General features: G+C 72.1%; 16 protein-coding genes and 1 pseudogene. 4 read left to right on the plus strand and 13 right to left on the minus strand.

Annotation, left to right across the window (positions count from 1 at the left end; all coding sequences use genetic code 11):
• Positions 1-71 precede the first annotated feature (71 nt).
• Positions 72-6,476, minus strand: coding sequence for a putative Ig domain-containing protein (locus ACE3Q2_RS09565; protein WP_374473857.1), 6,405 nt, complete (start codon positions 6,474-6,476; stop codon positions 72-74).
• 203 nt (positions 6,477-6,679) lie between these two features.
• Here ACE3Q2_RS09565 and ACE3Q2_RS09570 point away from each other — a divergent pair, with 203 nt between their 5' ends.
• From ACE3Q2_RS09570 to ACE3Q2_RS09585, 4 genes are read left to right on the plus strand one after another with little or no spacing between them, the layout of a single operon-like run.
• Positions 6,680-7,210: a phage tail protein gene (locus tag ACE3Q2_RS09570; RefSeq protein WP_374473858.1), complete on the plus strand. Its 531-nt coding sequence runs from the start codon at positions 6,680-6,682 to the stop codon at positions 7,208-7,210.
• 50 nt (positions 7,211-7,260) lie between these two features.
• On the plus strand, positions 7,261-7,797 hold the full coding sequence (locus ACE3Q2_RS09575; RefSeq protein ID WP_374473859.1) for a phage tail protein: 537 nt from the start codon (positions 7,261-7,263) through the stop codon (positions 7,795-7,797).
• A 25-nt stretch (positions 7,798-7,822) separates the two neighbouring features.
• Positions 7,823-8,365 carry a phage tail protein gene (locus ACE3Q2_RS09580; protein ID WP_374473860.1) on the plus strand — a complete coding sequence of 181 codons (543 nt, stop codon included), beginning with the start codon at positions 7,823-7,825 and terminating at the stop codon, positions 8,363-8,365.
• 10 nt (positions 8,366-8,375) lie between these two features.
• A complete protein-coding gene (locus ACE3Q2_RS09585) occupies positions 8,376-8,927 on the plus strand; it encodes an N-acetyltransferase family protein (RefSeq protein WP_374473861.1) in 552 nt (183 codons plus the stop codon).
• Here the strand turns inward: ACE3Q2_RS09585 and ACE3Q2_RS09590 are convergent.
• The 12 genes and pseudogenes from ACE3Q2_RS09590 to ACE3Q2_RS09645 all read right to left on the minus strand — a co-directional run.
• Entirely contained in the window at positions 8,920-9,210 is a 291-nt protein-coding gene (locus tag ACE3Q2_RS09590; RefSeq protein WP_374473862.1) for a hypothetical protein, read from the minus strand. The genes ACE3Q2_RS09585 and ACE3Q2_RS09590 overlap by 8 nt on opposite strands.
• A gap of 26 nt (positions 9,211-9,236) precedes the next feature.
• Positions 9,237-10,040 carry a sulfotransferase gene (locus tag ACE3Q2_RS09595; protein WP_374473863.1) on the minus strand — a complete coding sequence of 268 codons (804 nt, stop codon included), beginning with the start codon at positions 10,038-10,040 and terminating at the stop codon, positions 9,237-9,239.
• A 9-nt stretch (positions 10,041-10,049) separates the two neighbouring features.
• Positions 10,050-11,660 carry a flavin monoamine oxidase family protein gene (locus ACE3Q2_RS09600; RefSeq protein ID WP_374473864.1) on the minus strand — a complete coding sequence of 537 codons (1,611 nt, stop codon included), beginning with the start codon at positions 11,658-11,660 and terminating at the stop codon, positions 10,050-10,052.
• A gap of 73 nt (positions 11,661-11,733) precedes the next feature.
• The gene (locus ACE3Q2_RS09605; RefSeq protein WP_374473865.1) at positions 11,734-12,948 is read right to left on the minus strand and encodes an Ig domain-containing protein; all 1,215 of its coding nucleotides are present in this window, start codon (positions 12,946-12,948) and stop codon (positions 11,734-11,736) included.
• A gap of 7 nt (positions 12,949-12,955) precedes the next feature.
• Positions 12,956-14,242 carry a phosphoribosylamine--glycine ligase gene (gene purD / locus ACE3Q2_RS09610; protein WP_374473866.1) on the minus strand — a complete coding sequence of 429 codons (1,287 nt, stop codon included), beginning with the start codon at positions 14,240-14,242 and terminating at the stop codon, positions 12,956-12,958.
• Between the two features lie 34 nt (positions 14,243-14,276).
• On the minus strand, positions 14,277-14,705 hold the full coding sequence (locus tag ACE3Q2_RS09615) for a hypothetical protein (protein WP_374473867.1): 429 nt from the start codon (positions 14,703-14,705) through the stop codon (positions 14,277-14,279).
• Positions 14,705-16,273, minus strand: a complete 1,569-nt coding sequence (purH, locus tag ACE3Q2_RS09620; RefSeq protein WP_374473868.1) for a bifunctional phosphoribosylaminoimidazolecarboxamide formyltransferase/IMP cyclohydrolase — start codon at positions 16,271-16,273, stop codon at positions 14,705-14,707. Before purH ends, ACE3Q2_RS09615 begins: the two co-directional genes overlap by 1 nt.
• Positions 16,274-16,314: 41 nt before the next feature.
• The gene (gene fis, locus ACE3Q2_RS09625; RefSeq protein WP_374473869.1) at positions 16,315-16,584 is read right to left on the minus strand and encodes a DNA-binding transcriptional regulator Fis; all 270 of its coding nucleotides are present in this window, start codon (positions 16,582-16,584) and stop codon (positions 16,315-16,317) included.
• 119 nt (positions 16,585-16,703) lie between these two features.
• The gene (locus tag ACE3Q2_RS09630) at positions 16,704-17,222 is read right to left on the minus strand and encodes a DUF3426 domain-containing protein (protein ID WP_231698182.1); all 519 of its coding nucleotides are present in this window, start codon (positions 17,220-17,222) and stop codon (positions 16,704-16,706) included.
• A gap of 18 nt (positions 17,223-17,240) precedes the next feature.
• Positions 17,241-18,146, minus strand: coding sequence for a 50S ribosomal protein L11 methyltransferase (gene prmA, locus ACE3Q2_RS09635; protein WP_231698183.1), 906 nt, complete (start codon positions 18,144-18,146; stop codon positions 17,241-17,243).
• 55 nt (positions 18,147-18,201) lie between these two features.
• Complete coding sequence (locus ACE3Q2_RS09640) at positions 18,202-19,860, minus strand: phosphoethanolamine transferase (protein WP_231698184.1); 1,659 nt, start codon at positions 19,858-19,860, stop codon at positions 18,202-18,204.
• Between the two features lie 92 nt (positions 19,861-19,952).
• Positions 19,953-20,664 (minus strand): annotated as a pseudogene (locus tag ACE3Q2_RS09645) (acetyl-CoA carboxylase biotin carboxylase subunit); the annotation flags it as partial.

Below are 20,664 nucleotides of genomic sequence, written 5' to 3' on the forward strand. Positions count from 1 at the left end.
GGCTTTCCAGCGACCCAAAAGGAAGGGGCCGGTTGCCCGGCCCCTTCGTGGTCACGCGTTGCTGCGTTGGCTCAGAACTGCTTCTGCACGTTGAGCTGCACGCCCTGGTCCTCGCCGTCGCCGCCGAGCTGGCCGCGGTACTCGAGGCGCCAGTTCCAGCCGCCGCGGGTGTCGAACAGCATGCCCAGGCCGGCGACGAAGCGGTTGCGGTCGAAGCGGCTGGCGGCGACGCCGTAGGTCGGGCCACCGGGCAGGTCGGCGTAGCCGAGCTCGGCCTCGGAGCGGCCCGAGAAGTCCTGCTGGTATTCCAGCCGGACCTGCGGCGTGAACGCGCCCCAGTCGCGGGCCTGGCGCCAATCCAGGCGCAGGCCCAGGCTGCCGATGCTGGTCTCGACGTCCATCGCCTCGTAGGCCAGCGCCAGCACCGGGTGGCCGGTTTCGACGTAGCCGTCCAGCGTGCCGCGGGCGAAGTCGAACCGGGCGTAGGGCGAGAGCATCAGCCCGTCGCGGTGGTGTTCCATGCCGGCGGACACCGAGGCGAACCACTGGTCGCCGTCGCGGCGGCCGTTGACGAACCCGGTGGTGCTGGGCAGGTAGCGGCGCAGGTCGAAGCGCAGGTCCTGCAGGCCGACCAGGCCGTCCACGAACCAGCGCTGGCCCGGGTGCCAGCTGGCGTACAGCGCCAGCGTGCGGGCCTTGCCTTCGATGCGGCTGCCGTTGCGGCCGACCTCGACCTCGTCCTGGCCCCAGCCGAAGCCCGCGCCCACGGCCAGGTCGGCACTGACGCGGTAGTCGACGCCGGTGCTCAGGCCGTCGGACTCGAAGTCCAGGCCGGCGCGGCCGGCGCTGCCGTCGAGCTTGCCCGAGCGGATCATGCCGCCGACCCAGGTGCCCCACGGGCTGCCGGAACCGCCGCCGGCGGACGCCGGGGCGCCCGCGCCCTGGCCACCGCCACCGGCGCTGCCGATGCCACCCAGGCCCGCGCCATCGTCGAAGGCCTGGCCGCAGGGATCGATCGAGTGGCCGACCAGCGGCTCGCTGCACGTGCGCGTGGCCGCGAACGACAGCGTGTTCTGGCTGCCGCCGCCACCGCCGCGGTGCAGCTGCTCGAGGCGCTGCTGGAAGTTGGTGATCTGCGCGGTGGCGAACCGGCGCGCCGAATCCACCTGGCCATCGATCAGGCCGCGCACTTCCGGGTCCGCGGACGGATCCGGCCGCGGCTGCACCGTCACCACCAGCGCGGTGGTCGACGAGGTGGCGTAGGCGTTGCTCACCGTGAACTGCACGGTGGCCTGGCCTTCGAAGGTCGACGCCGGGGTGAAGGTGAGCAGGTAGCCGCTGCCGCCGGCGGCGATGGCCGCGGTGCCCGCGCCCGCCGGGGCGACTGACAGCACTTCGGCCGCCGTGAACGGGCCGCCGGTGGCGCCGGCGGTGATGTCCACGGTGACCGGCGTGGCCGCCGGGGTCGTCGCCTGCTGCGCCACCGGGATCGGCAGCGGGTTCACCGTCACCGTGACGGTGGCAGGCGCCGAGGTGCCGCCCGGGCCGCTGGCGACGTAGGTGAAGCTCACCTGCGGCGAGGCCAGGGTCGGCGCGGTGTACACGATGTCGAGGCCCGACACCGTGGCCGTGCCTTCGGCCGGCGGCGACACGATGGCGACGCTGGTGATCGGCGCGAGGCTGTTGTCGTTCGCGGTGACCGCGATCGTCACCGACTCGCCCGCCAGCACCGTGGCCGCGTCGTCCACCGCCACCGGCGGGGCGTACACGATCTCCACCGTGTAGGCCTGGCTGGCCGTGCCCGGCGTGCCGCCGGTGCTGTCGCTGGCGGTGAGCGTGAAGCCGAAGCTGCCGGCCGCGGTCGGCGTGCCCGAGATCGAGCCGTCGGCCGCCAGCGACAGGCCGGCCGGCAGGCTGCCGGACGTGACCGCGTAGCTGTACGGCGCGATGCCGCCGCTGGCCGAGACGGCCGAGGCATAGGCCACGCCGACGATGCCCGAGGGCAGGCTGGCCGGCGTGATCGCCAGGGTCGGGGCGGCGATCACGAGCGTGTAGGCGCGCGCGCCGGTCTGGCCGAAGCGGTCGGTGGCGGTGACCGTGAGGTTGAAGCTGCCGCTTGCGGTCGGCGTGCCCGAGAGCGCGCCATCGCTGCCCAGCGTCATGCCCGCCGGCAGGCCGCCGGCGCTGACCGCGTACGAGTACGGCGCGGCGCCGCCGGTGGCGGTGATCGCCGCGGCATAGGCCTGGCCGGCAACACCGGCCGACAGCGAGGCCGGGTTCACCACGATCGCCGGGGCCGGCACCACCAGGGTGTAGGCGTTGGTGGCGGTGAACGGTGCACCCGGACCGGTCAGCGTGGTGTCGGTCGCGGTCACGGTGATCGGGTAATTGCCCGGCGCGGTCGGGGTGCCCGACAGCGTGTTGCCGGCGAAGGACATGCCGGTCGGCAGCGCGCCCGTCAGCGCGTAGCTGAAGTTGCCCGAGCCGCCGGCCGCCGTGAAGCTGCGGCTGAAGGCCGCGGCATAGGGCGCGTTGAGCGTGCCCGCGGCCGGCGACAGCACCAGCGTGGGCGCCCCGACGGTGACGGTGTAGGCCCGGCTGGCGGTCTGGCCGTTGTCGTCGGTGGCGGTGACCGTGAAGTTGAAGGTGCCGATCGCCGTGGGCGTGCCCGACAGCGTGCCGCCGGTCGACAGCGCCAGTCCGGTCGGCGGAGCGCCGGCGGTGACCGCGAAGTCGTACGGGGCAACGCCGCCGCTGGCCGACAGCACCTGGCTGTAGGCCGTGCCTGCCACCGGATCCGGCAGCGTGGCCGGGGCGACGACGATCGTCGGCACCGGCACGTCGATGGTGTAGTTCTGCGTGATCGTGAAGGGGGCGCCGGCGCCGGTGCTGCCGTTGTCGGTCGCGGTCACGGAGATCGGGTAGTTGCCCGGCACGGTCGGCGTGCCCGACAGGGTGTCGCCGGCGAAGCTCATGCCGGCCGGCAGGGCGCCGGTGAGCACGTAGCCGTAGCCGCCGATGCCGCCGCCGGCCGAGAAGGCCTGGCTGTAGGCGGCGCCGTAGGGCGCGTTGAGCGTGCCCGCGGCCGGCGCCAGGGTCAGCGTCGGCGCGGACACGTCCAGGGTGAACACCTGGCCGACGGTGAAGGGGCCGCCGCCGGTGCTGCTGTCGGCGGCCGACACGTTCAGCGCGAAGCTGCCGGCGGCGCTGGGCGTGCCGGAGATCGTCACCGAGTTGGCGGTCGTGCCGGTGATCGTCACGCCGGCCGGCAGGTTGGTGACCTGGTAGCCCGTCCACGGCTGGGCGCCGCCGGTGAAAGTGAAGGTCTGGCTGTAGGCCGCGCCCACGGAGGTAGAGAGCGGGCCGCCGGGCACGATCGCGATCACCGGGTCGCTCACGGTCACCGAGACCGTGGCCGGCGCGGAGGTGCCGCCCGGACCGGTGGCGGTGTAGGTGAGGCTGTCCGGGCCGGCGTAACCGGCGTTCGGCTGGTAGGTGATGCCCAGGCCCGCCGCGACGGCCGTGCCGTTGCTCGCCGCCGAAGCCACCGCGACCGAGGTCGCGCCGCCGCCGGTGAGGTTGAGCGTCACCGCGGTCGCGCCGGCGCCGTAGGGCACCGTGACCGAGACGGCATTGGCGACCGGCGGGGCGTCAATCACCACCAGCGCATAGGACTGCGTGGCGGTGTACGGGCCGGTGCCGGTGCTGCTGTCGGTGGCGGTGATGTCGAAGTTGAAGGTGCCGAAGGCGGTCGGGGTGCCGGAGATCTCACCCGTGGCGGCGTCCAGCGTCAGGCCGCCGGGCAGCGCGCCGCCGGTGACGACGTAGCCGTAGGGCGCGGTGCCGCCGCTGGCGGCGTTGATCGTCGCCGTGTAGGCCTGGCCCAGGTTGCCGTCGGCCAGCGTGGTCGGCGGCAGCGTGATGGTCGGCGCCGCGATCGTGACCGAGTAGGCCTGGCTGCCGGAGAACGGGCCGGGCACCGGGCTGGAGTCGGTGGCGGTGACGGTGAAGTTGAAGGTGCCGCCGGCGGTCGGCGTGCCGCTGAGCGTGCCGCCCGGCGACAGCGTCAGGCCACCGGGGACGGCGCCGGCCGTCACGGCGAAGGTGTAGGGGCCGACGCCGCCGCTGGCGGAGACCGCCTGGCTGTAGGCCGCGGCGACCGTACCGCCCGGCAGGCTGCCCGGCGAGACGGTGACCGGCACGTCGTCGTTGAGGATGGTGCCGACGCCCTGGTTGTCGGCGATGGTGGCGTTGGCCGCGCCCGACAGGTTCACGAAGAAGGTTTCGTTCGCCTCCGGCACGGTCTCGCCGATGACGGATACGTTGACCTGCTGGGTCGTCTGGCCGGGGGCGAAGGTGAGCGTGCCGCTGGCCGAGGTGTAGTCGGCCGGCTGCGTTGCAGTCCCGTCGGCGGTGGCGTAGTTCACGGTGACCGTCTGGCCACTCGCGGCCGACAGGGTGGCGGTGAACACCGCGTTGCTGCTGCCGGCGTTGCCCTCGGCGAGGCTGACGTCGTTGATCGACAGGCTGGGCAGCGGATCATCGTTGTTGATGGTGCCGAGGCCCTGGCCGTCCTGGAGCACGGCATTGACGACGTTCGTCACGTTGACGAAGAAGGTTTCCGGGACTTCGTTGAGGGTGTCGCCGTTGACCAGCACGGTGAAGGCGTAGGTGCTGCTGCCGGCCGGGATGGTCTGGCCGGTCAGGCTCTGGCCGACGTAGTCCACGCCCGCGGTCGCGACGTCGTCGGCGGTGGCGATGTCGAAGGTGACGCCGCCCGGGCCGGCCGGTGCCGACAGGCTCACCGTGAAGGTGAAGTTGGTGGTGCCGGCATTGCCCTCCGAGATCGTGACGTCGTTGATCGTCAGGTTCGGCTGGTCGTCGTTGAGGATGGTGCCGGTGGCCGCGTTGGGCACGCCCACGGTGTAGCCGGTGCCGCCGGCCAGCGTCAGGGTCACCGTTTCATCGGCCTCGATGGTGGCGTCGACGGTCGGGTTCACCGTGATGGTGCCGGTCGTGTTGCCCGCCGCGATCAGCAGCGGCGAGGCGATGCTGGCGTAGTCGGTGCCGTTGGTGGCGGTGCCGGTGATCGTGTAGTTCACCGAAAGCGCGCTGGTGGACGCCTGGTTCAGCGTGACGGTGTAGATCAGGTTGGGCGCGCCGTCCTCGGCGACCGCGGCCGGCGACACGCTGATGGTGGCGCTGGGCACGTCGTCATTGAGGATGTTGCCGGTGGCCGCGTTGGGCGCGCCGACCGAATATCCGGTGCCGGCGGCGACCGTGAAGGTGACGGTTTCATCGGCCTCGACCGTGCCGTCGACGGCCGGGTCGATCACGAAGGTGGCGGTGGTGGCGCCGGCCGGGATGTTGATCGTCGCCGGGGCGCCGGTGTAGTCGACGCCGCTGGTGGCGGTGCCGCTGGCGGTGAGGTTGACCACCGTCGGCGAGCTGAGGTTGAGGCTGCGGGTGACCGTGTAGGTGAGGTTGGTCGCACCGTCTTCCGACACGCTGGCCGGCGACACCGCGATGCTCACGCTGGGCGGCGGGCTGACCGTGAGGGTGTAGTTCTCGAGCTCGAAGTAGCTGCCCGGGCCGGTGCTGGAATCGGTGACGCGCAGGACCACCGGGTAGTTGCCCGGGGCGGCGGCCGTGGTGCCGCTGACCACGCCCGCGGGACTGACGGTGATGCCGGCCGGCAGGCTGCCGGATTCAAGCAGGAAACTGTGCGGCGCGACGCCGCCGACGGCCGACAGCGTCTGCGAGAACGCCACGCCCTGGATGGCGGTGCCGCTGGCCGGGCTGATCGACAGGGCCGGCGCCTCGACGTTGCCCGAGTAGCCCTTGTCGACGAAGCCCGGGCCGTTTTCCGTGGAGCGCACGGTGAAGGCGTAGCCGCCGCGCTGGGTCGGCGTACCGCTGAGCAGGCCGGACGAGCTGAGCGTCAGGCCGACCGGCAGGCTGCCGGACTGCAGGCTGTAGGTATACGGGGCGGTGCCGCCGCTGGAGGTCAGCGTCTGCGAGAAGGGCGTGCCGGCGGTCAGCGTGGGCAGGCTGGCCGGGCTGACCACGATGGCCGAGGTCGGCGGCGTGATCGTGATCGTGACCGTGATGAAGTCGCTGTTGTCGTCCAGCACGACGAAGGTGTCGGTGCCACCACCCGCCGGCGTGCTGCCGTTGTGGGTGTAGTTGTAGCTGTCGAGCGGTTCGGGGTCGCCCGGGGTCACGCTGCCGTGCGTGGCCGGCGTGGACACCACGCCCAGGCCGAAGAAGTGGCACGCGCTCATGTCCACGTTGACCGTGCCGCCCCAGCTCACCGTCGCGCTGCGCGTGGCGCAGCCGGGATAGGTGGAAGGCAGGCCGACGGCCGCCACCAGCGAACTCCAGGCCAGGCCCAGGAGCAACAACAGGGCCGCAAGGCCCGGACGGTGGAAGAAAGCGCGGACGCGACGACGCGGCGCGGTGCTGGCCTCGGACATTACGAATTCCCCTTGAGTATGGCGGCTGCCCCTGGCCGCCCCCGGTTCAACGGAGCCAGCCGCCTTGCGCGGCCAAAGGTAGCGGAGCCGGTCCCTTGGCGCCAGCAGGGTGCTTGCCATCGCCTTGCGCGCGGGGCAGAGTGACCGGGGGGAAGGCCCGTCCGGGCCGCGCGCCTGCCGGCGCGGACAAGCAGGGGGGAGTCATGAGCGAATTTTTCATCGGCCAGGTGATGATGGCCGGCTTCAATTTCGCGCCCAAGTTCTGGGCGCTCTGCAACGGCCAGCTGCTGCCGATCAACCAGAACCAGGCGCTGTTCTCGCTGCTGGGTACCCAGTACGGCGGCAACGGCACCACCAACTTCGCCCTGCCCGACCTGCGTTCGCGGACCCCGATCGGCTATGCCTCCTCGGTCGACCCCTCGTGGCAGCCGCCGGCGGTGCAGATCGGGCAGTCGGCCGGTGTCGAGAACGTGACGCTGCTGTCCACGAACCTGCCCGCGCACGCGCACACGCTCGGCGCGACCACCAGCAACGGCACGACCCGCAACCCCAACAACGCCACCTATGCGGCCAGCGCGGTGGCGCTCTTCGGGCCACCCACCGGCACCCAGGTGCCGCTGAACCCGGCGACGGTGGCGCCCGCCGGCGGCAACCAGCCGCATCCCAACCTGCAGCCCTACATGACGATCAATTTCTGCATCGCCCTGTCCGGCATCTACCCGTCGCGCAACTGAGGGCAGCCATGACCGCCATCGCCTTCCTTTCCCGGACCGGAGCCTGAGCCATGTCGACGCCCTACATCGGCGAAATCCGCATGTTCGCCTTCGGTACCCGCGGTGCGCCGAACGGCTGGCAGGCCTGCGACGGCAGCCTGCTTCCCATTGCCCAGTACGACGCGCTGTTCGCGCTCATCGGCACGACCTACGGCGGCGACGGCCAGACCACCTTCGGGGTGCCCGACCTGCGTGGCCGGGTGCCGGTGCACCAGGGCCAGGGGCCGGGCCTGTCGAACTACGTCATCGGCCAGCGCGCGGGCACCGAGACGGTGACCGTGTTGTCCACCCAGATGCCGGCGCACACCCATACCGCCGTCGCCTCGACCGCGGCGGCTTCCACCGGCAGCCCGGGCAACACCGTGCTCCCCGGCGCGGTGGCCAACCAGACGATGTACGTCACCGACACCACGGGCGGCGCGCCGTTCACCCTGGCGGGTTCGTCGGTGTCGAACGCGGGTGGCTCGCAGCCGCACGAAAATTGCATGCCCACGCTGACGGTGCAGTTCTGCATCGCGACGCAGGGCATTTTCCCGTCCCAGGGCTGACGCCGGACCTCAGGGGAGCACTGTCATGACCCAGCCTTTCATCGGCGAAATCCAGCTGTTCGGATTCAACTTCAACCCGCGCGGCTGGGCGTTCTGCAACGGCGCGACGCTGCCGATCGCGCAGAACACCGCCTTGTTCTCGCTGATCGGCACGATCTACGGCGGCAACGGCCAGACCACGTTCCAGCTGCCTAACCTCGCCGGCCGCGCCGCCAACCAGCAGGGGCAGGGGCCCGGCCTGACGCCACGCAGCCTGGGCGAGGCCTACGGCGTCAACACCGTCACCCTGACCAGCAACCAGATCCCGCAGCACGGCCACGGCTTCGTGCTGTATTCCCAGAACGACACCAGCAAGCGCGCCCATTCGCCCTCGGCGGGCAACGCGCTGTCGGTGTCCTCCAACGCCAGCGCGACCAACTTCCTGCCCGGGACCTCGCCCAACACCAGCTTCGTGGCGTCGATGCTCCAACCCAGCGCCGGCGGCGGCAACCCGCACCAGAACCAGCAGCCCTACCTGGGCATCAATTTCTGCATCGCGCTGCAGGGCATCTATCCCTCCTTCCCCTGAGGCAGCGGGCTTGCACGGCCTGCCCTCCTTCCCGGCCGGCCGGCCGGTGCCCCCGCCGGCCCCGGAACCCCTGGTAGTCCGCGGCGTCAGCCTTCGCCATGCGAGGGATGCCGACCTGCCGGCGCTGGCGCGCCTGTACGCCGACACCCGGGCCGAGGAGCTGGCGCCGCTGCCCTGGCCTCCCGCCGCGAAGCAGGCCTTCACCGACCAGCAGTTCGCGCTCCAGCACCGGCACTACCTGTCCCACCACGCCGACGCCGACTTCCTGGTGTTGCTGCACGGCGACGCCCTGGTCGGCCGCTACTACCTGCAGCGCGGCGCCGGCGAAGACCTCGTGGTGGACATCAGCCTGCTGGCGGAATGGCGTGGGCAGGGGCTGGGCGGCGCGCTCCTGGCGTCGTCGCAGCGGGCCGCCGCGGCGCCGGGCCGCGGCTTGTGCCTGCACGTGCTGCGCTGGAACCTCGGGGCGCAGCGGCTTTACGCGCGCCTGGGCTTCGCGCCCGAGGAGGACGGCGGCACCGACACCCACCAGTTCATGCGCTGGCGGCCGCCGCTCAGTTGAACACGGCCTGGTAGAGGAAACCCTCGCGCTCGCGCGCGACCGGCACCAGGAAGATGTCGACGCTGCCGACCCGCGCGTGCGTCATGCGGTAGGTCTGCTGCGGGAACAGCAGCGGCGCCGTGTTGCGGAAAAGCAGCGAGAACGGCTCCCGGCCCGCGCCGTTGCGCGGTGCGCCCATGGGTGCGGCTTCGACCAGCACGAATTCGATCTCGCCGTCGTTGAGCGCGGCGCGGAAGGTTTCGTTCACGCAGCCGGCGAAGTGGTCGAGCCTCAGCAGTTCCATGGGAAATCCTCGTTGACCCGCGCAGTCTAGTCGATGCCGTCCCAGGCCGGTGCCGCGGCATTGGCGGCTTCCACCCAGGCCGCCTCGTCGGCGGACAGTGGCGCGGGCTCGCGGTAATCCTCGCCGGCCGGCGCGTTGATGCGGCGGGCAAGCACGCCCACGTCCGGTGCGCCTATCGCGGCGAAATCACGCAGGCGGGCGACCGCCGTCGCCGGGTCGGCCACCAGTGCCTCGTGGCGCAGCACCAGCACCGGCACCCGCGCGCGCAGGCCGTGCACGAAGCGCTGGTGCGTCACCCAGTCCTCGCAGAGTCGCCGGGTCCAGGCCTCGTCGGGCAGCGCGCCCCAGGCCTTGGCCGAGCGCAGGGTGCCGGCCAGTTGGCGCACGACGTAGACCACGCGCAGGCCGGGCGACAGCTCGGCCAGCAGCGACATCGCCGCCGGGGCCATGCCGGGGTACTTGAAGCCCCAGGTCGGCCGGCCCACCGAGGCCGCATGCGCCCGGCAGGCCTCGAGCCCGGCCAGCGCGCCGCGTTCGAGCGCGGCGACGTAGCCGGCCATGTCCGGCATCAGGTCGATGATCCAATCGTCGGTGCGGCCCGCCAGCACCTGCGCCAGCGCCTCCCCGAAGCGCGGGCCGCTTTGCCGGTAGACCAGGCGCCGCGAGGCCAGCACCTGCAGCTGGAACTCGACGTCCTTGCCGATCTCCTCGCCGTAGACCAGGCCATCGGGCGCGCTGCACAGCAGCCGCTGCACCAGCGTGCTGCCGGAGCGGATCGTCGGCGAGGTGACCAGCAGCGGCGCCGCGGCGGCGCCCAAGGCGTCCGTCACGACCGCCGGTCAGGCGCGGGAGAGGGCAAGCACCTCGGCGGCCGCGCGCAGGCCCGACAGCGCCGCGCCTTCCATGAAGCCCTGCCACTCGTAGAAGCTGCTGGTGTGGTCGCCCGCGAAAAGCAGCTTGCCCACCGGCTTGGCCTCGTGGTGCGCGTTGGTGGTGAAGTAGCCAGGCCGGTTGTAGACCTGCGCGCCGAGGCTGAGCGGATGGCCCGTCCAGTCTTCCACGTGCGCCAGCAGTTCGCCGCGGCTGTTGCGCGAGGCGGCGCCTTTGGCGCCCGGGGCCACGGCCTCGAGTGCGTCGACGAAGGTTTGCGCCTGCGCCTGCGTGGCGCCCGGGCCGGCGGCGTAGGGGCCGAGGCTGGCCGCCAGCACCGCGTGGTTGGCGCCGGAGCGGCCCGGGTTGGTTTCCCAGGTCGCGGGCATCGCCGCGCGGTCGCTGAAGCCGGTGCCGCTCAGGCCGTGGCGCTCATACCAGTACGGGCCCTGGAAGCCCACCAGCAGGCGATTCTGGCTGCCCATGTCGGCGGTGCTGATCGCCAGGCGCTTCCATTCCGGAAGCTGCAGGCTGGGGTGCAGCTGGACGTGGCGCAGCACGGTGAAGGGCAGGGCCAGCACGACCGCGTCGTGCTCGCTGTACCGGCTGCGGCCGCCCACCTCGAACACCAGGCGGTAGCGGCCGCCGGCGAGCTGGCGCACCGAAACCAGGTGGTGGTCCATCGCCACCGGGCGCGGCAGCTGCGCCGCCAGGCCGGCGGTGATCCGGTCGTTGCCGTCGACCACGCGCAGGAAGCGGTGGTGGTTCTCGTCGAGCGCCGACTGCTTGCCGCGCTGGTCGGCGTGCAGGAAGCGCAGCAGGCTGATCGCGCTGACCTGGCCGATGCCGGCGCCGAATTCGGCCTGCACCGCGCTCGAGACGACCTGGCGCAGCAGGTCGCCGGCCCCGCGCAGGTCGAGCAGTTCTTCGATGCTCAGGAAGTCGAACTCGGCGTCGACGGGGGTGAACTGGTCGGCGTTCGGGTGGCTGATGCGCCCGAGGTCGCCGCGGACCGCGGCGGTGAAGTCGCGGAACTCCTCCATCACCTGCGTCTCGGTGTAGCGCCGGCCGCCGAAATAATGGAAGGCCGTGCCCGGCGAGGCACCCAGGTCTTCCAGCGGCAGGCCGAGCTGGCGGGCATACCCGAGCATCACGTTGTGGGAGGAGCTGATGAACTCGGCGCCCCGCTCGACCACCTGCCCCGGGAACACGCCGCGCAAGCTGGCGACGCGGCCGCCGACGCGGTCGGAGGCCTCGAAGACCTGGGCGTCGATGCCCAGCCGCGCCAGCTCGTTGGCGCAAGCCAGGCCGGCGATGCCCGCGCCGACCACGGCGACGCTGGCGGGTGCGCTGAACACGGGGCTGCCGCCGCCGGTGGATTTGGCCAGCGCGCCCGGCGCCAGCGACCAGGCCGCGGCGGTGGTGGTGGCCGCCAGCACGCCCTGGGTGAAGCGACGTCGTCCCGCGTCTTCCAGCGACTGCGCGCCAAGGACGTCGGCCAAGGATTCGCCCGTCTGCTCGCAGCGCTTCGCAACACGCGCCATGCGGAGCAACCGCGCCATCAGTTCGCTACGGCTCATGAAGTTCCCCAAGGATTTTCCCCTCGCCGAGCATACACCCTGGCGACGCCGCGGCTACAGGCCGGCGCCGGCTTCAGCGCTGGCCGCGCACGCTGGCTTCGACCCGCGCCCCGGCCCGGTAACCCTCGCCCGGGGCGACGGCCAGCACGAGCGATTCCCCGGCGCCCGGCCCCGCCGACACCACCAACGGCAGGGGCAGCCGCACCCGCTTCTCCCCGGGGGGAATCAGCGCGCCGGCCGGCAAGCCCAGGCCCGGGTTCCCGGACAGGGCGTCGCCGCTGGCGGCGAGCGCCACGTGCGTGGGGACGGCCAGCGCCGCGCCGCGGTCGACCACCAACAGGGCCGGCGCCTCGCCCCCGGCGCCGGCGACGATTTGAAGCGAGATGTCGGGCGGCGGCACCAGCCGCATCACCAGGGCCTCGACCTCGAAGGATTCGCCCGGGCCGGTGCTGGCGTCGGTGATGCGCACGCCGGCGCGATAGTCGCCGGGCGCCGTCGCGGCGATGCCGCGCAGCCAGCCGTCGCCGGCAAGCGTGACGCCCGGGGGCAGGGCGTGGCCGGGTTCGAGGGCGAACCGGTGCGGCGCGACGCCGCCGCCGGCCGACAGCTTCACTTCGAAGGCCTGCCCGCGGACCACCGCGATCGTCTCCGGCGCCAGCGCGAACGTCGCCGCCGCGACTTCGCCGGCATAGGCGCGGCGGCCTTCGGCGCCGCGGGCGTCGCGCGCGATGACCGCGAACGAATAGGGCCCGCGCCGGGTGGGCACGCCTTCGACGCGGCCGTCCGGCGACAGCGACAGCCCGGGGGGCAATTCGCCCTCGCCCAACCGGAACGCATACGGCGCTTGCCCGCCCGAGCCGCGCAGCGCCGCCGCCGAACGGGCGCCGGCCCGCAGCGCGGGCAATGCGTCGGGGGCCAGGGCGATGCCCAGGGTGGGCGGCCCGATGCGCACGCGCACGCTGATGCGGTCCGAATTGTCGTCCAGCACCACGAAATGGTCTTCGCCGCCGCCCGCGGGGCCGGTCCCGCCGTGCACGTACACGTAGCGCTCGGCCGGCGCGTCGGGCGCGGGGCTGGCCTGGCCATGTGCGGGCGGCGTGGCAAGCACGCCCAGGCCAAACGACTGGCAGGCGGCCAGGTCGATGCTTACCGCGCCACCCCAGGCGACTTCCGCCTCGCGTTGCGCGCAGCCCGGATAGGTCGAAGGCTGGTCGACCGCGGCCGCGGGGGAAACCAGCGCCAGCGTGGCCAGTGCCAGTACGGTCCTTGCCGCGGTGAACGTCCGCATGCCGGCCTCAGCCCTGCTCGCGTTCGATGGCCCGCCAGCCGATGTCGCCGCGGTAGAAGCAGCCGTCCCAGTGGATGTTGTCGGCGGCGGCGTAGGCGCGGCGCTGGGCGTCGGCCACGCTGTCGCCCAGGGCGCAGGCGCAGAGCACGCGGCCGCCGGTGGTGACGACCTGGCCGTTCTTCAGTGCGGTGCCGGCGTGGAAGACCTTGGCGCCGGGGCCCGGGTCGGTGCCCAGGCCGGCGATGACGTCGCCGGTGCGCGGCGTGCCGGGGTAGTTTTCGGCGGCCATCACCACGCCCAGGCTGGGGCGCGGGTCCCATTCGGCCTTGGCCTGCGCCAGGCGGCCGGCGATGGCGGCTTCCACCAGGTCGAGCAGGTCGCTGCGCAGGCGCAGCATCACCGGCTGGGTTTCCGGGTCGCCGAAGCGCACGTTGAATTCGATCACTTTCGGCGAACCGTCCGGCGCGATCATCAGGCCGGCGTAGAGGAAGCCGGTGAAGGGCACGCCGTCGGCGATCATGCCGCGCACGGTGGGCTCCACCACCTCGCGCATGATGCGTGCGTGCACCTCGGGCGTGACCACCGGCGCCGGCGAATAGGCGCCCATGCCGCCGGTGTTCGGGCCGGTGTCGGCGTCGCCCACGCGCTTGTGGTCCTGCGAGGTGGCCATGGGCAGCGCGGAGCGGCCGTCCACCATGGAAATGAAGCTGGCCTCCTCGCCCTCCAGGAACTCTTCCACCACCACGCGCGAACCGGCCTCGCCGAAGGCATTGCCCTCGAGCATGTCGGTGATGGCGGCCTCGGCCTCGGCCAGCGTCATGGCCACCACCACGCCCTTGCCCGCGGCCAGGCCGTCGGCCTTGATGACGATGGGCGCGCCGTGGTCGCGCACGTGCTGCAGCGCCAGCTGGGCGTCTTCGAACACGGCGTAGTAGGCGGTGGGGATGCGGTGGCGCGCCAGGAAGTCCTTGGCGTAGGCCTTGCTGCCCTCGAGCTGCGCGGCGGCCGCGGTGGGGCCGAAGATGGGCTGGCCGGCCTCGCGGAAGCGGTCGACCACGCCGCGCACCAGCGGCGCCTCGGGGCCGACCACGGTGAGCGCCACGCCGTCGGTTTCCACCAGGTTGAGCAGGCCGTCGAGGTCGGTGGCGGCGACGTCCACGTTGCGGCACTTGGCCTCCGTGGCCGTGCCGGCGTTGCCCGGGGCGACCAGCACCTCGGTGACCCGCGGCGATTGCGCCAGCTTCCAGGCCAGGGCGTGCTCGCGGCCGCCGGAACCGATCACCAGGACTTTCATGCGTGTCTCCCGCGGGAAATGGAATGGGGCCGGGTCAGCGCCGGCAATCGGCCGCGGCCAGCGTGACCTCGAAGAACAGGCGGTCCTGGCTGTCGACGAAGCGGCGCTTGAGCACCACCCCGCGCGAGAGCAGGAACACCACGTCGGGGTACTCGCACAGCGGCAGCATCAGCGCCTTCTCGGCGCGCGCCACGTCGGCGGTGTTGCCGGCCTCGGGCACGCTGCGGCTGAGGGCGCGAATGGTCATCACCAGCGCCGGGCCCTCGAAGGCCACGCGCTCGAGAAGCAGGCCGGGCGCGTATTCGCGCGGCAGCCCCTGCTGGAAGCCGGCCAGCACGGCCTGCACCTTGGCTGCGGCGTCGTTCTCGCGCGTGCGACGCTCGGCCTGCCACCAGCCGCCGGCGATGATCGCCAGGCCGGCGACCAGCACGAGGGCGATCAGCCAGGGCGGGCTCTTCTTCATCAGTGGCGGAAGTGGCGGCGGCCGGTGAAGACCATGGCCATGCCGTGCTCGTCGGCGGCGGCGATGACCTCGGCGTCGCGCATCGAGCCACCCGGCTGGATGACCGCGGCGATGCCGGCCTGCGCGGCGGCGTCGATGCCGTCGCGGAAGGGGAAGAAGGCATCGGAGGCCATCACCGAGCCCGGCACCACCAGGCCCGCTTCCTCGGCCTTCAGGCCCGCGATCTTCGCGCTCACCACGCGGCTCATCTGGCCGGCGCCGATGCCGACCGTCTGCAGGTCCTTCGCGTAGACGATGGCGTTGGACTTCACGTACATGGCCACCTTCCAGGCGAACAGCAGGTCGCGCAGCTGGGCCTCGGTGGGCGCCTTGGCGCTGACGATCTTCAGGTCGGCGGCGGTGAGCGCGTCGGTGTCGGCGTCCTGCACCAGCAGGCCGCCGGCGATGCGCTTGTATTCGAAGCCGGTGGCCGGGCGCAGCTCGCCGCAGGCCAGCACGCGCACGTTCGCCTTCTTCGCGAAGTGCGGCATTGCGTCGGCGGCGATGGACGGCGCGATCACCACTTCGACGAACTGGCGCTTGAGGATTTCGGCGGCGGTGGCGGCGTCGAGCTCGCGGTTGAAGGCGATGATGCCGCCGAAGGCCGAAGTCGGGTCCACGGCGTAGGCGCGGTCGTAGGCGTCCATCAGGTTCGCCGCCACGGCCACGCCGCAGGGGTTGGCGTGCTTGACAATCACGCAGGCCGGCGCGTCGAAGGCCTTGACGCATTCGAGCGCGGCGTCGGCGTCGGCGAGGTTGTTGTAGCTCAGCTCCTTGCCCTGCAGGAAGCGCGCCGTGGCGACGATGCCCTGCGGCGCGTTCGCCTCGACGTAGAGCGCGCCGCGCTGGTGCGGGTTTTCGCCGTAGCGCAGCGCCGAGGACAGCTGCAGCGAGGCGTGGAAGGTGTCCGGCCAGGCCTTGGGCTCGGCGGGTTCCTCGGCGCGCGGCGACAGCCACATGGCGATCTGGCCGTCGTAGGCGGCGGTGTGGGCGTAGGCCTTGGCGGCGTACGCGCGGCGCATGGCGGGCGTGGTGCCGCCGGCCTGCAGCGCCCCGAGCAGCGCGCCGTAGTCGGCCGGGTCCACCACCACCGAGGTGCGGGCGTGGTTCTTGGCGGTGGCGCGCAGCATGGCCGGGCCGCCGATGTCGATGTTCTCGATGGCGTCGTCGTAGCTGCAGCCGGGCTTGGAGACCGTCTGCACGAACGGGTAGAGGTTCACCACCAGCAGGTCGATGGGGGCGATGCCGTGTTCGGCCATCACCGCGTCGTCGATGCCCTCGCGGCCGAGCAGGCCGCCGTGGATCTTCGGGTGCAGGGTCTTGACCCGGCCGTCCATGATTTCCGGGAAGCCGGTGACCTCGCTCACGTCGCGCACGGCCAGGCCGGCGTCGCGCAGGGCCTTGGCGGTGCCGCCGGTGGAGAGCAGGTCCACGCCCAGCGCGGCCAGGCCGCGGGCGAGTTCAAGCAGGCCGGTCTTGTCCGACACGGACAGCAGGGCGCGGCGGACGGGTTGGCGTTCGGCGGTCATCGGGCACCTCGTGGGGAAGCCGCGATTATACCGGTGGCGGCTCAGGCGAGGCCGTAGGCCTTGAGCTTCTTGCGCAGGGTGGCGCGGTTGATGCCCAGGCAGGCGGCGGCGCGGCTCTGGTTGCCGTCGCAGTGGCGCAGGACCTCGGCGAACAGCGGCGCCTCGATCTCGCGCAGCACCACTTCGTACAGGTCGTCCGGGTCGCAGCCGTTGAAATCGTGCAGGTAGCGCCGCACCGACCGCGAAACGTGGTCGCGCAGGGGCGTATGGCCGGAGGGGGTCGTGCTGGCGTCCGCGCGGGCGGCGGGCAGGGCATTCACTTCGGGGCGCTCCAATGATTCTTGTCCGCTTCCCTGCGGAACCCGGCGGCTGGCGACGGGGGAAGGGAGTCTACGTCAATCCCGCTGACGCCGCGACTGCCCCGCGCGGTTCAGTGGAAGTCGAAGGTGAAGGCCACGGCGCGCTGGCCGGGATCGAGGATCTCCAGCGTGGCGCTGGCCGACTGCCCGGGCTCGATGCGCGGCCGGGCCGGCGGGCTGCCCAGGTATTCGCGCGGCTGGAAGCGGCGCAGGCCCAGGGCCTGGCCGTCGATGTCGTGCAGCGCCACTTCCATCACCGGCCAGGGCTGGGCCCAGCGTGCGTCGTTGCGGAAGCTGGTGGTGATGAGCAGCGCGCGCGGGTCTTCCGGGTGGCGGCGCACTTCGCGGCTGGTGACGCGGAAGGCCGCGGGCTCATGCCAGGCCGGCAAGTCGCAGCGAAGCAGGCCGCACAGGGTTTCCAGGCGCGGCCGCCAGGCCGGGTCGCCGGCCAGGCGCGCGCGGTCGGCGAGCGCCAACTGAAGGCCCAGGGCCAGCACCAGCAGCGCGGCCGCCAGCCACCAGCCCCAGGGCAGGGGACGGCGCGGCGCGGCGGGGGTGGTGACGGCGAAACGCGGGGCGCGGGGGGGCATGGCGGCAAGGATACCGATTCAACCGGCGCGGCGGACCCCGGTGATGCGCATCCAGTCCCCGTCCTGCACGGCTTCGAGCTGGTCGAACCAGGTTGAATATTTTTCCATCAGCGGGCCTTCCTGGCCGTGCAGGATGCCGGAGAGCGCGATCACGCCGCCCGGCGCCACGCGCGAGGCCAGGGTTTCGGCCAGGGCGTCGAGCGCCACCGCCAGGATGTTGGCCACCACCACCGGATAGTTGGCCGCGGGTTCGTTTTCCGGCAGGAACACCTGCAGCTGGTCGCCCACGCCGTTGCGTTCGGCGTTGTCGGCGGTGGCGGCCAGGGCCTGCGGGTCGTTGTCCACGCCCACCGCGGCGCTGGCGCCGAGCTTGAGCGCGGCCAGGGCCAGGATGCCGCTGCCGCAGCCGAAATCGAGCACGGTCTTGCCGCGCAGCACCAGCGAATCGAGCCAGCGCAGGCACAGCGCCGTGGTTGGGTGCGTGCCCGAGCCGAAGGCCAGGCCCGGGTCGAGCCGCACGATGACGCCGTCCTTCGCTTCCGGCGGCGGGTCCATGTTCCAGGGCACGATCCAGGTGCGGCGGCCGAACTGCAGCGGCACGTACTGGTCCATCCACGCGCGCTCCCAGTCCTGGTCGGCCACGGTGCGGAAGTCGGCCTGGGACAGGTCGATGGCGTCGTCGAAGGATTCGAGCGCGTGCAGCACCAGCTCGGGCACGGTGTCGCCCTCGAACAGCGCCACCAGGGTGATCTCGGGCCACAGCGGGGTTTCGCCCACGCCCGGTTCCAGCACGGCCTTTTCGTTGGGCGTGGCGGCGTCGGCGTCGAGCAGGGTCACCGACAGCGCGCCCAGGTCCATCAGGGCGTTTTCGGCGCGGTGTTCGTCTTCGGCGCGGACGCGCAGGGAAAGTTCGAGGAAGGGCATGGCGGGCAAGGCGGCAACGGGGCCGCCATTGTCGCACCCCCGGCGCCGGCTGGCCTCAGCCCGGGGCGCAGCCGGCCAGGGCGTCCAGTTCGGGGCGGTAGGCGGTGGTCTGCACGTCGAGCAGGCCGAGCACGGTGTGGAAGAAGTGGTCGTGGCTCAGCGCCTCGTCCCGGCGCGTGGCCACGCAGGCCGGGTCGAGCCGGCGCCAGCGTTCGAAGGCCTCCGAGGTCCACAGCAGCATGGGCACCCGGGTCTGTTCGCGCGGCGCCACCAGGTAGGGCGCGCCGTGCAGGTACAGGCCGCCCTCGCCGGTGGATTCGCCGTGGTCGGAAAGGTAGAGCAGGGCCGGGATGCGCGCGTCGCCCTGGGCCTGCAGCACGCCCAGCAGTTCGCCCAGCACGTGGTCGGTGTAGAGGATGGTGTTGTCGTAGCTGTTGCGGATCTGTTCCGGCGTGCAGTCCTGCAGGGCCACCGATTCGCAGGCCGGCGTGAACTTCGCGAACGCCGGCGGGTAGCGCTTGAAGTAGGCCGGGCCGTGGCTGCCGAGCATGTGCAGCACCAGTACCCGGTCGCCGCCGCCGGGGGTGGCCAGCTCGCGGCGCAGGTCCTCGACGAATACCTCGTCGTGGCATTCGCCGTCCTGGCAGTGCGGGCTGGTCGACACCTCCGACATGCGCACTTCGCCCAGCCGGCGGGCGATGCCCTTGCTGCCGGTGTTGTTGTCCTTCCAGTCCACCTTGAAGCCGGCGCGGGCCAGCACGTCGAGCAGGTTCTCGCGGCCCTTGAAGCGCGACTCGTCGTAGTTCTCGCGGCCCAGGTCCGAGAACATGCAGGGCAGCGAGGTGGCGGTGTTGGTGCCGCAGGACGAGACGTTGCCGAAGTAGTTGATGCGCTCGGCCGCCATGCGCGGGTTGGTCTGCCGTGCGTAGCCGCCGAGGCTGAAGCTCTGCTCGCGCGCCGATTCACCCACCACCAGGACCAGCAGCAGCGGCGGGCGCGGGGCGCTGATGTAACTGCCGCCACCCCGGGCGTCGGTGCCGAGCGGCTCGACCTTGTCCGGGAAGCGCGGCCCGGAATGCTTGACGTAGGCGCGCAGCGCGTTGGCCAGGTTCAGCGGCGCGGCCAGGTGGCGCAGTTCGCCGTGGTTGCGGGCGGTGGAGGCCATTTCACGCGAGAACGGCGCCACCGCCGCGCCCACCAGCAGCAGCATGGCCAGCATGTAGCCGGCGCGCGCCAGCAGTTCGCGCGGCCAGGCGCGGTAGCGCACGGGCAGCATCAGCAGGCCGGCGGCGGGCAGCAGGCCCAGGCCGACGAGGTAGGCGGCCATCTGCCAGGAGAACCATTCGCTGCCTTCGCGCAGGTCGGTTTCCAGCACGCTCTGCACCGCATGCCTGTCCACCACCGCGCCAAAGCCGTCCATGAAATAGGCCGTGGCCGCCGACACCACCAGCACAACCGCCAGCGCCGGCTTCTGCAGCCCGCGCCAGGCCAGCAGCGACAGGAACACCCCGTTGAGCGCGAACACCACGAGCCAGGCCGCCACGAGGAACAGCCAGCCGCGGCCGCCGTCGGGGATGTCGGCGGCGAGCAGCCGGTCCCAGAAGCTGAGGCTGTAGAGCGTGGCCAGGGCCGCCGCGGCGAGCGCGGTCAGGGTGTTGGCGGAAAGGCCGCGCGCGTCGGCGCGGCGGAACGGCATCCGGAACGGTTGGCGCATGGGCTCGGGCTCTCGGGCCGCGGTGGCCCCCGGCGAGCATTCTCGCCGGGTACGCCCCCGGGTATGTCAAAAATCCGTCAAGCCGCCCGGGCTCAGCCCAGGCCGATGGCCTTTTCCTTGCGCTCGGCCAGCCGCTTTTCCAGGTAGTGGATGTTGGTGCCACCCTGCTGGAAGCCCATGTCGGCCATGATGCGGCTCTGCAGCGGGACGTTGGTCTTGATGCCGTCCACCACCATTTCGCTCAGCGCCACGCGCATGCGGGCGATGGCCTGGGCGCGGGTGGCGCCGTGCACGATGAGCTTGCCGATCATCGAGTCGTAGTTCGGCGGGACCTTGTAGCCCTCGTAGATGTGCGAATCCACCCGCACGCCCGGGCCGCCCGGCGCGTGGAAGTGGCGGATCAGGCCGGGGCTGGGCAGGAAGGTCTCCGGGTCCTCGGCGTTGATGCGGCACTCGATGGCGTGGCCGGTGATCTTCACGTCGCTCTGCTTGATCGAAAGCTTCTGGCCGCTGGCGATCAGCAGCTGCTCGCGCACCAGGTCGATGCCGGTGATCATCTCCGTCACCGGGTGTTCCACCTGGATGCGGGTGTTCATCTCGATGAAGTAGAAGCGGCCGTTCTCGTACAGGAACTCGAAGGTGCCGGCGCCGCGGTAGCCGATGCGCACGCAGGCCTCGGTGCAGATGCGGCCGATCTCGGCGCGCTGCTCGTCGGTGATGCCCGGCGCCGGCGCTTCCTCCACCACCTTCTGGTGGCGGCGCTGCATGGAGCAGTCGCGCTCGCCCAGGTGGATGGCGTTGCCG

The sequence above is a fragment of the Arenimonas sp. genome, assembly GCF_041913985.1.
GTDB lineage: Bacteria > Pseudomonadota > Gammaproteobacteria > Xanthomonadales > Xanthomonadaceae > Arenimonas.

Coding starts and splice junctions, on each gene's coding strand:
- ACE3Q2_RS09565 (WP_374473857.1), bottom strand. CDS start 6,476: ATGTCCGAGGCCAGCACCGCGCCGCGTCGTCGCGTCCGCGCTTTCTTC.
- ACE3Q2_RS09570 (WP_374473858.1), top strand. CDS start 6,680: ATGAGCGAATTTTTCATCGGCCAGGTGATGATGGCCGGCTTCAATTTC.
- ACE3Q2_RS09575 (WP_374473859.1), top strand. CDS start 7,261: ATGTCGACGCCCTACATCGGCGAAATCCGCATGTTCGCCTTCGGTACC.
- ACE3Q2_RS09580 (WP_374473860.1), top strand. CDS start 7,823: ATGACCCAGCCTTTCATCGGCGAAATCCAGCTGTTCGGATTCAACTTC.
- ACE3Q2_RS09590 (WP_374473862.1), bottom strand. CDS start 9,210: ATGGAACTGCTGAGGCTCGACCACTTCGCCGGCTGCGTGAACGAAACC.
- ACE3Q2_RS09600 (WP_374473864.1), bottom strand. CDS start 11,660: ATGAGCCGTAGCGAACTGATGGCGCGGTTGCTCCGCATGGCGCGTGTT.
- ACE3Q2_RS09605 (WP_374473865.1), bottom strand. CDS start 12,948: ATGCGGACGTTCACCGCGGCAAGGACCGTACTGGCACTGGCCACGCTG.
- purD (WP_374473866.1), bottom strand. CDS start 14,242: ATGAAAGTCCTGGTGATCGGTTCCGGCGGCCGCGAGCACGCCCTGGCC.
- ACE3Q2_RS09615 (WP_374473867.1), bottom strand. CDS start 14,705: ATGAAGAAGAGCCCGCCCTGGCTGATCGCCCTCGTGCTGGTCGCCGGC.
- purH (WP_374473868.1), bottom strand. CDS start 16,273: ATGACCGCCGAACGCCAACCCGTCCGCCGCGCCCTGCTGTCCGTGTCG.
- ACE3Q2_RS09630 (WP_231698182.1), bottom strand. CDS start 17,222: ATGCCCCCCCGCGCCCCGCGTTTCGCCGTCACCACCCCCGCCGCGCCG.
- prmA (WP_231698183.1), bottom strand. CDS start 18,146: ATGCCCTTCCTCGAACTTTCCCTGCGCGTCCGCGCCGAAGACGAACAC.
- ACE3Q2_RS09640 (WP_231698184.1), bottom strand. CDS start 19,860: ATGCGCCAACCGTTCCGGATGCCGTTCCGCCGCGCCGACGCGCGCGGC.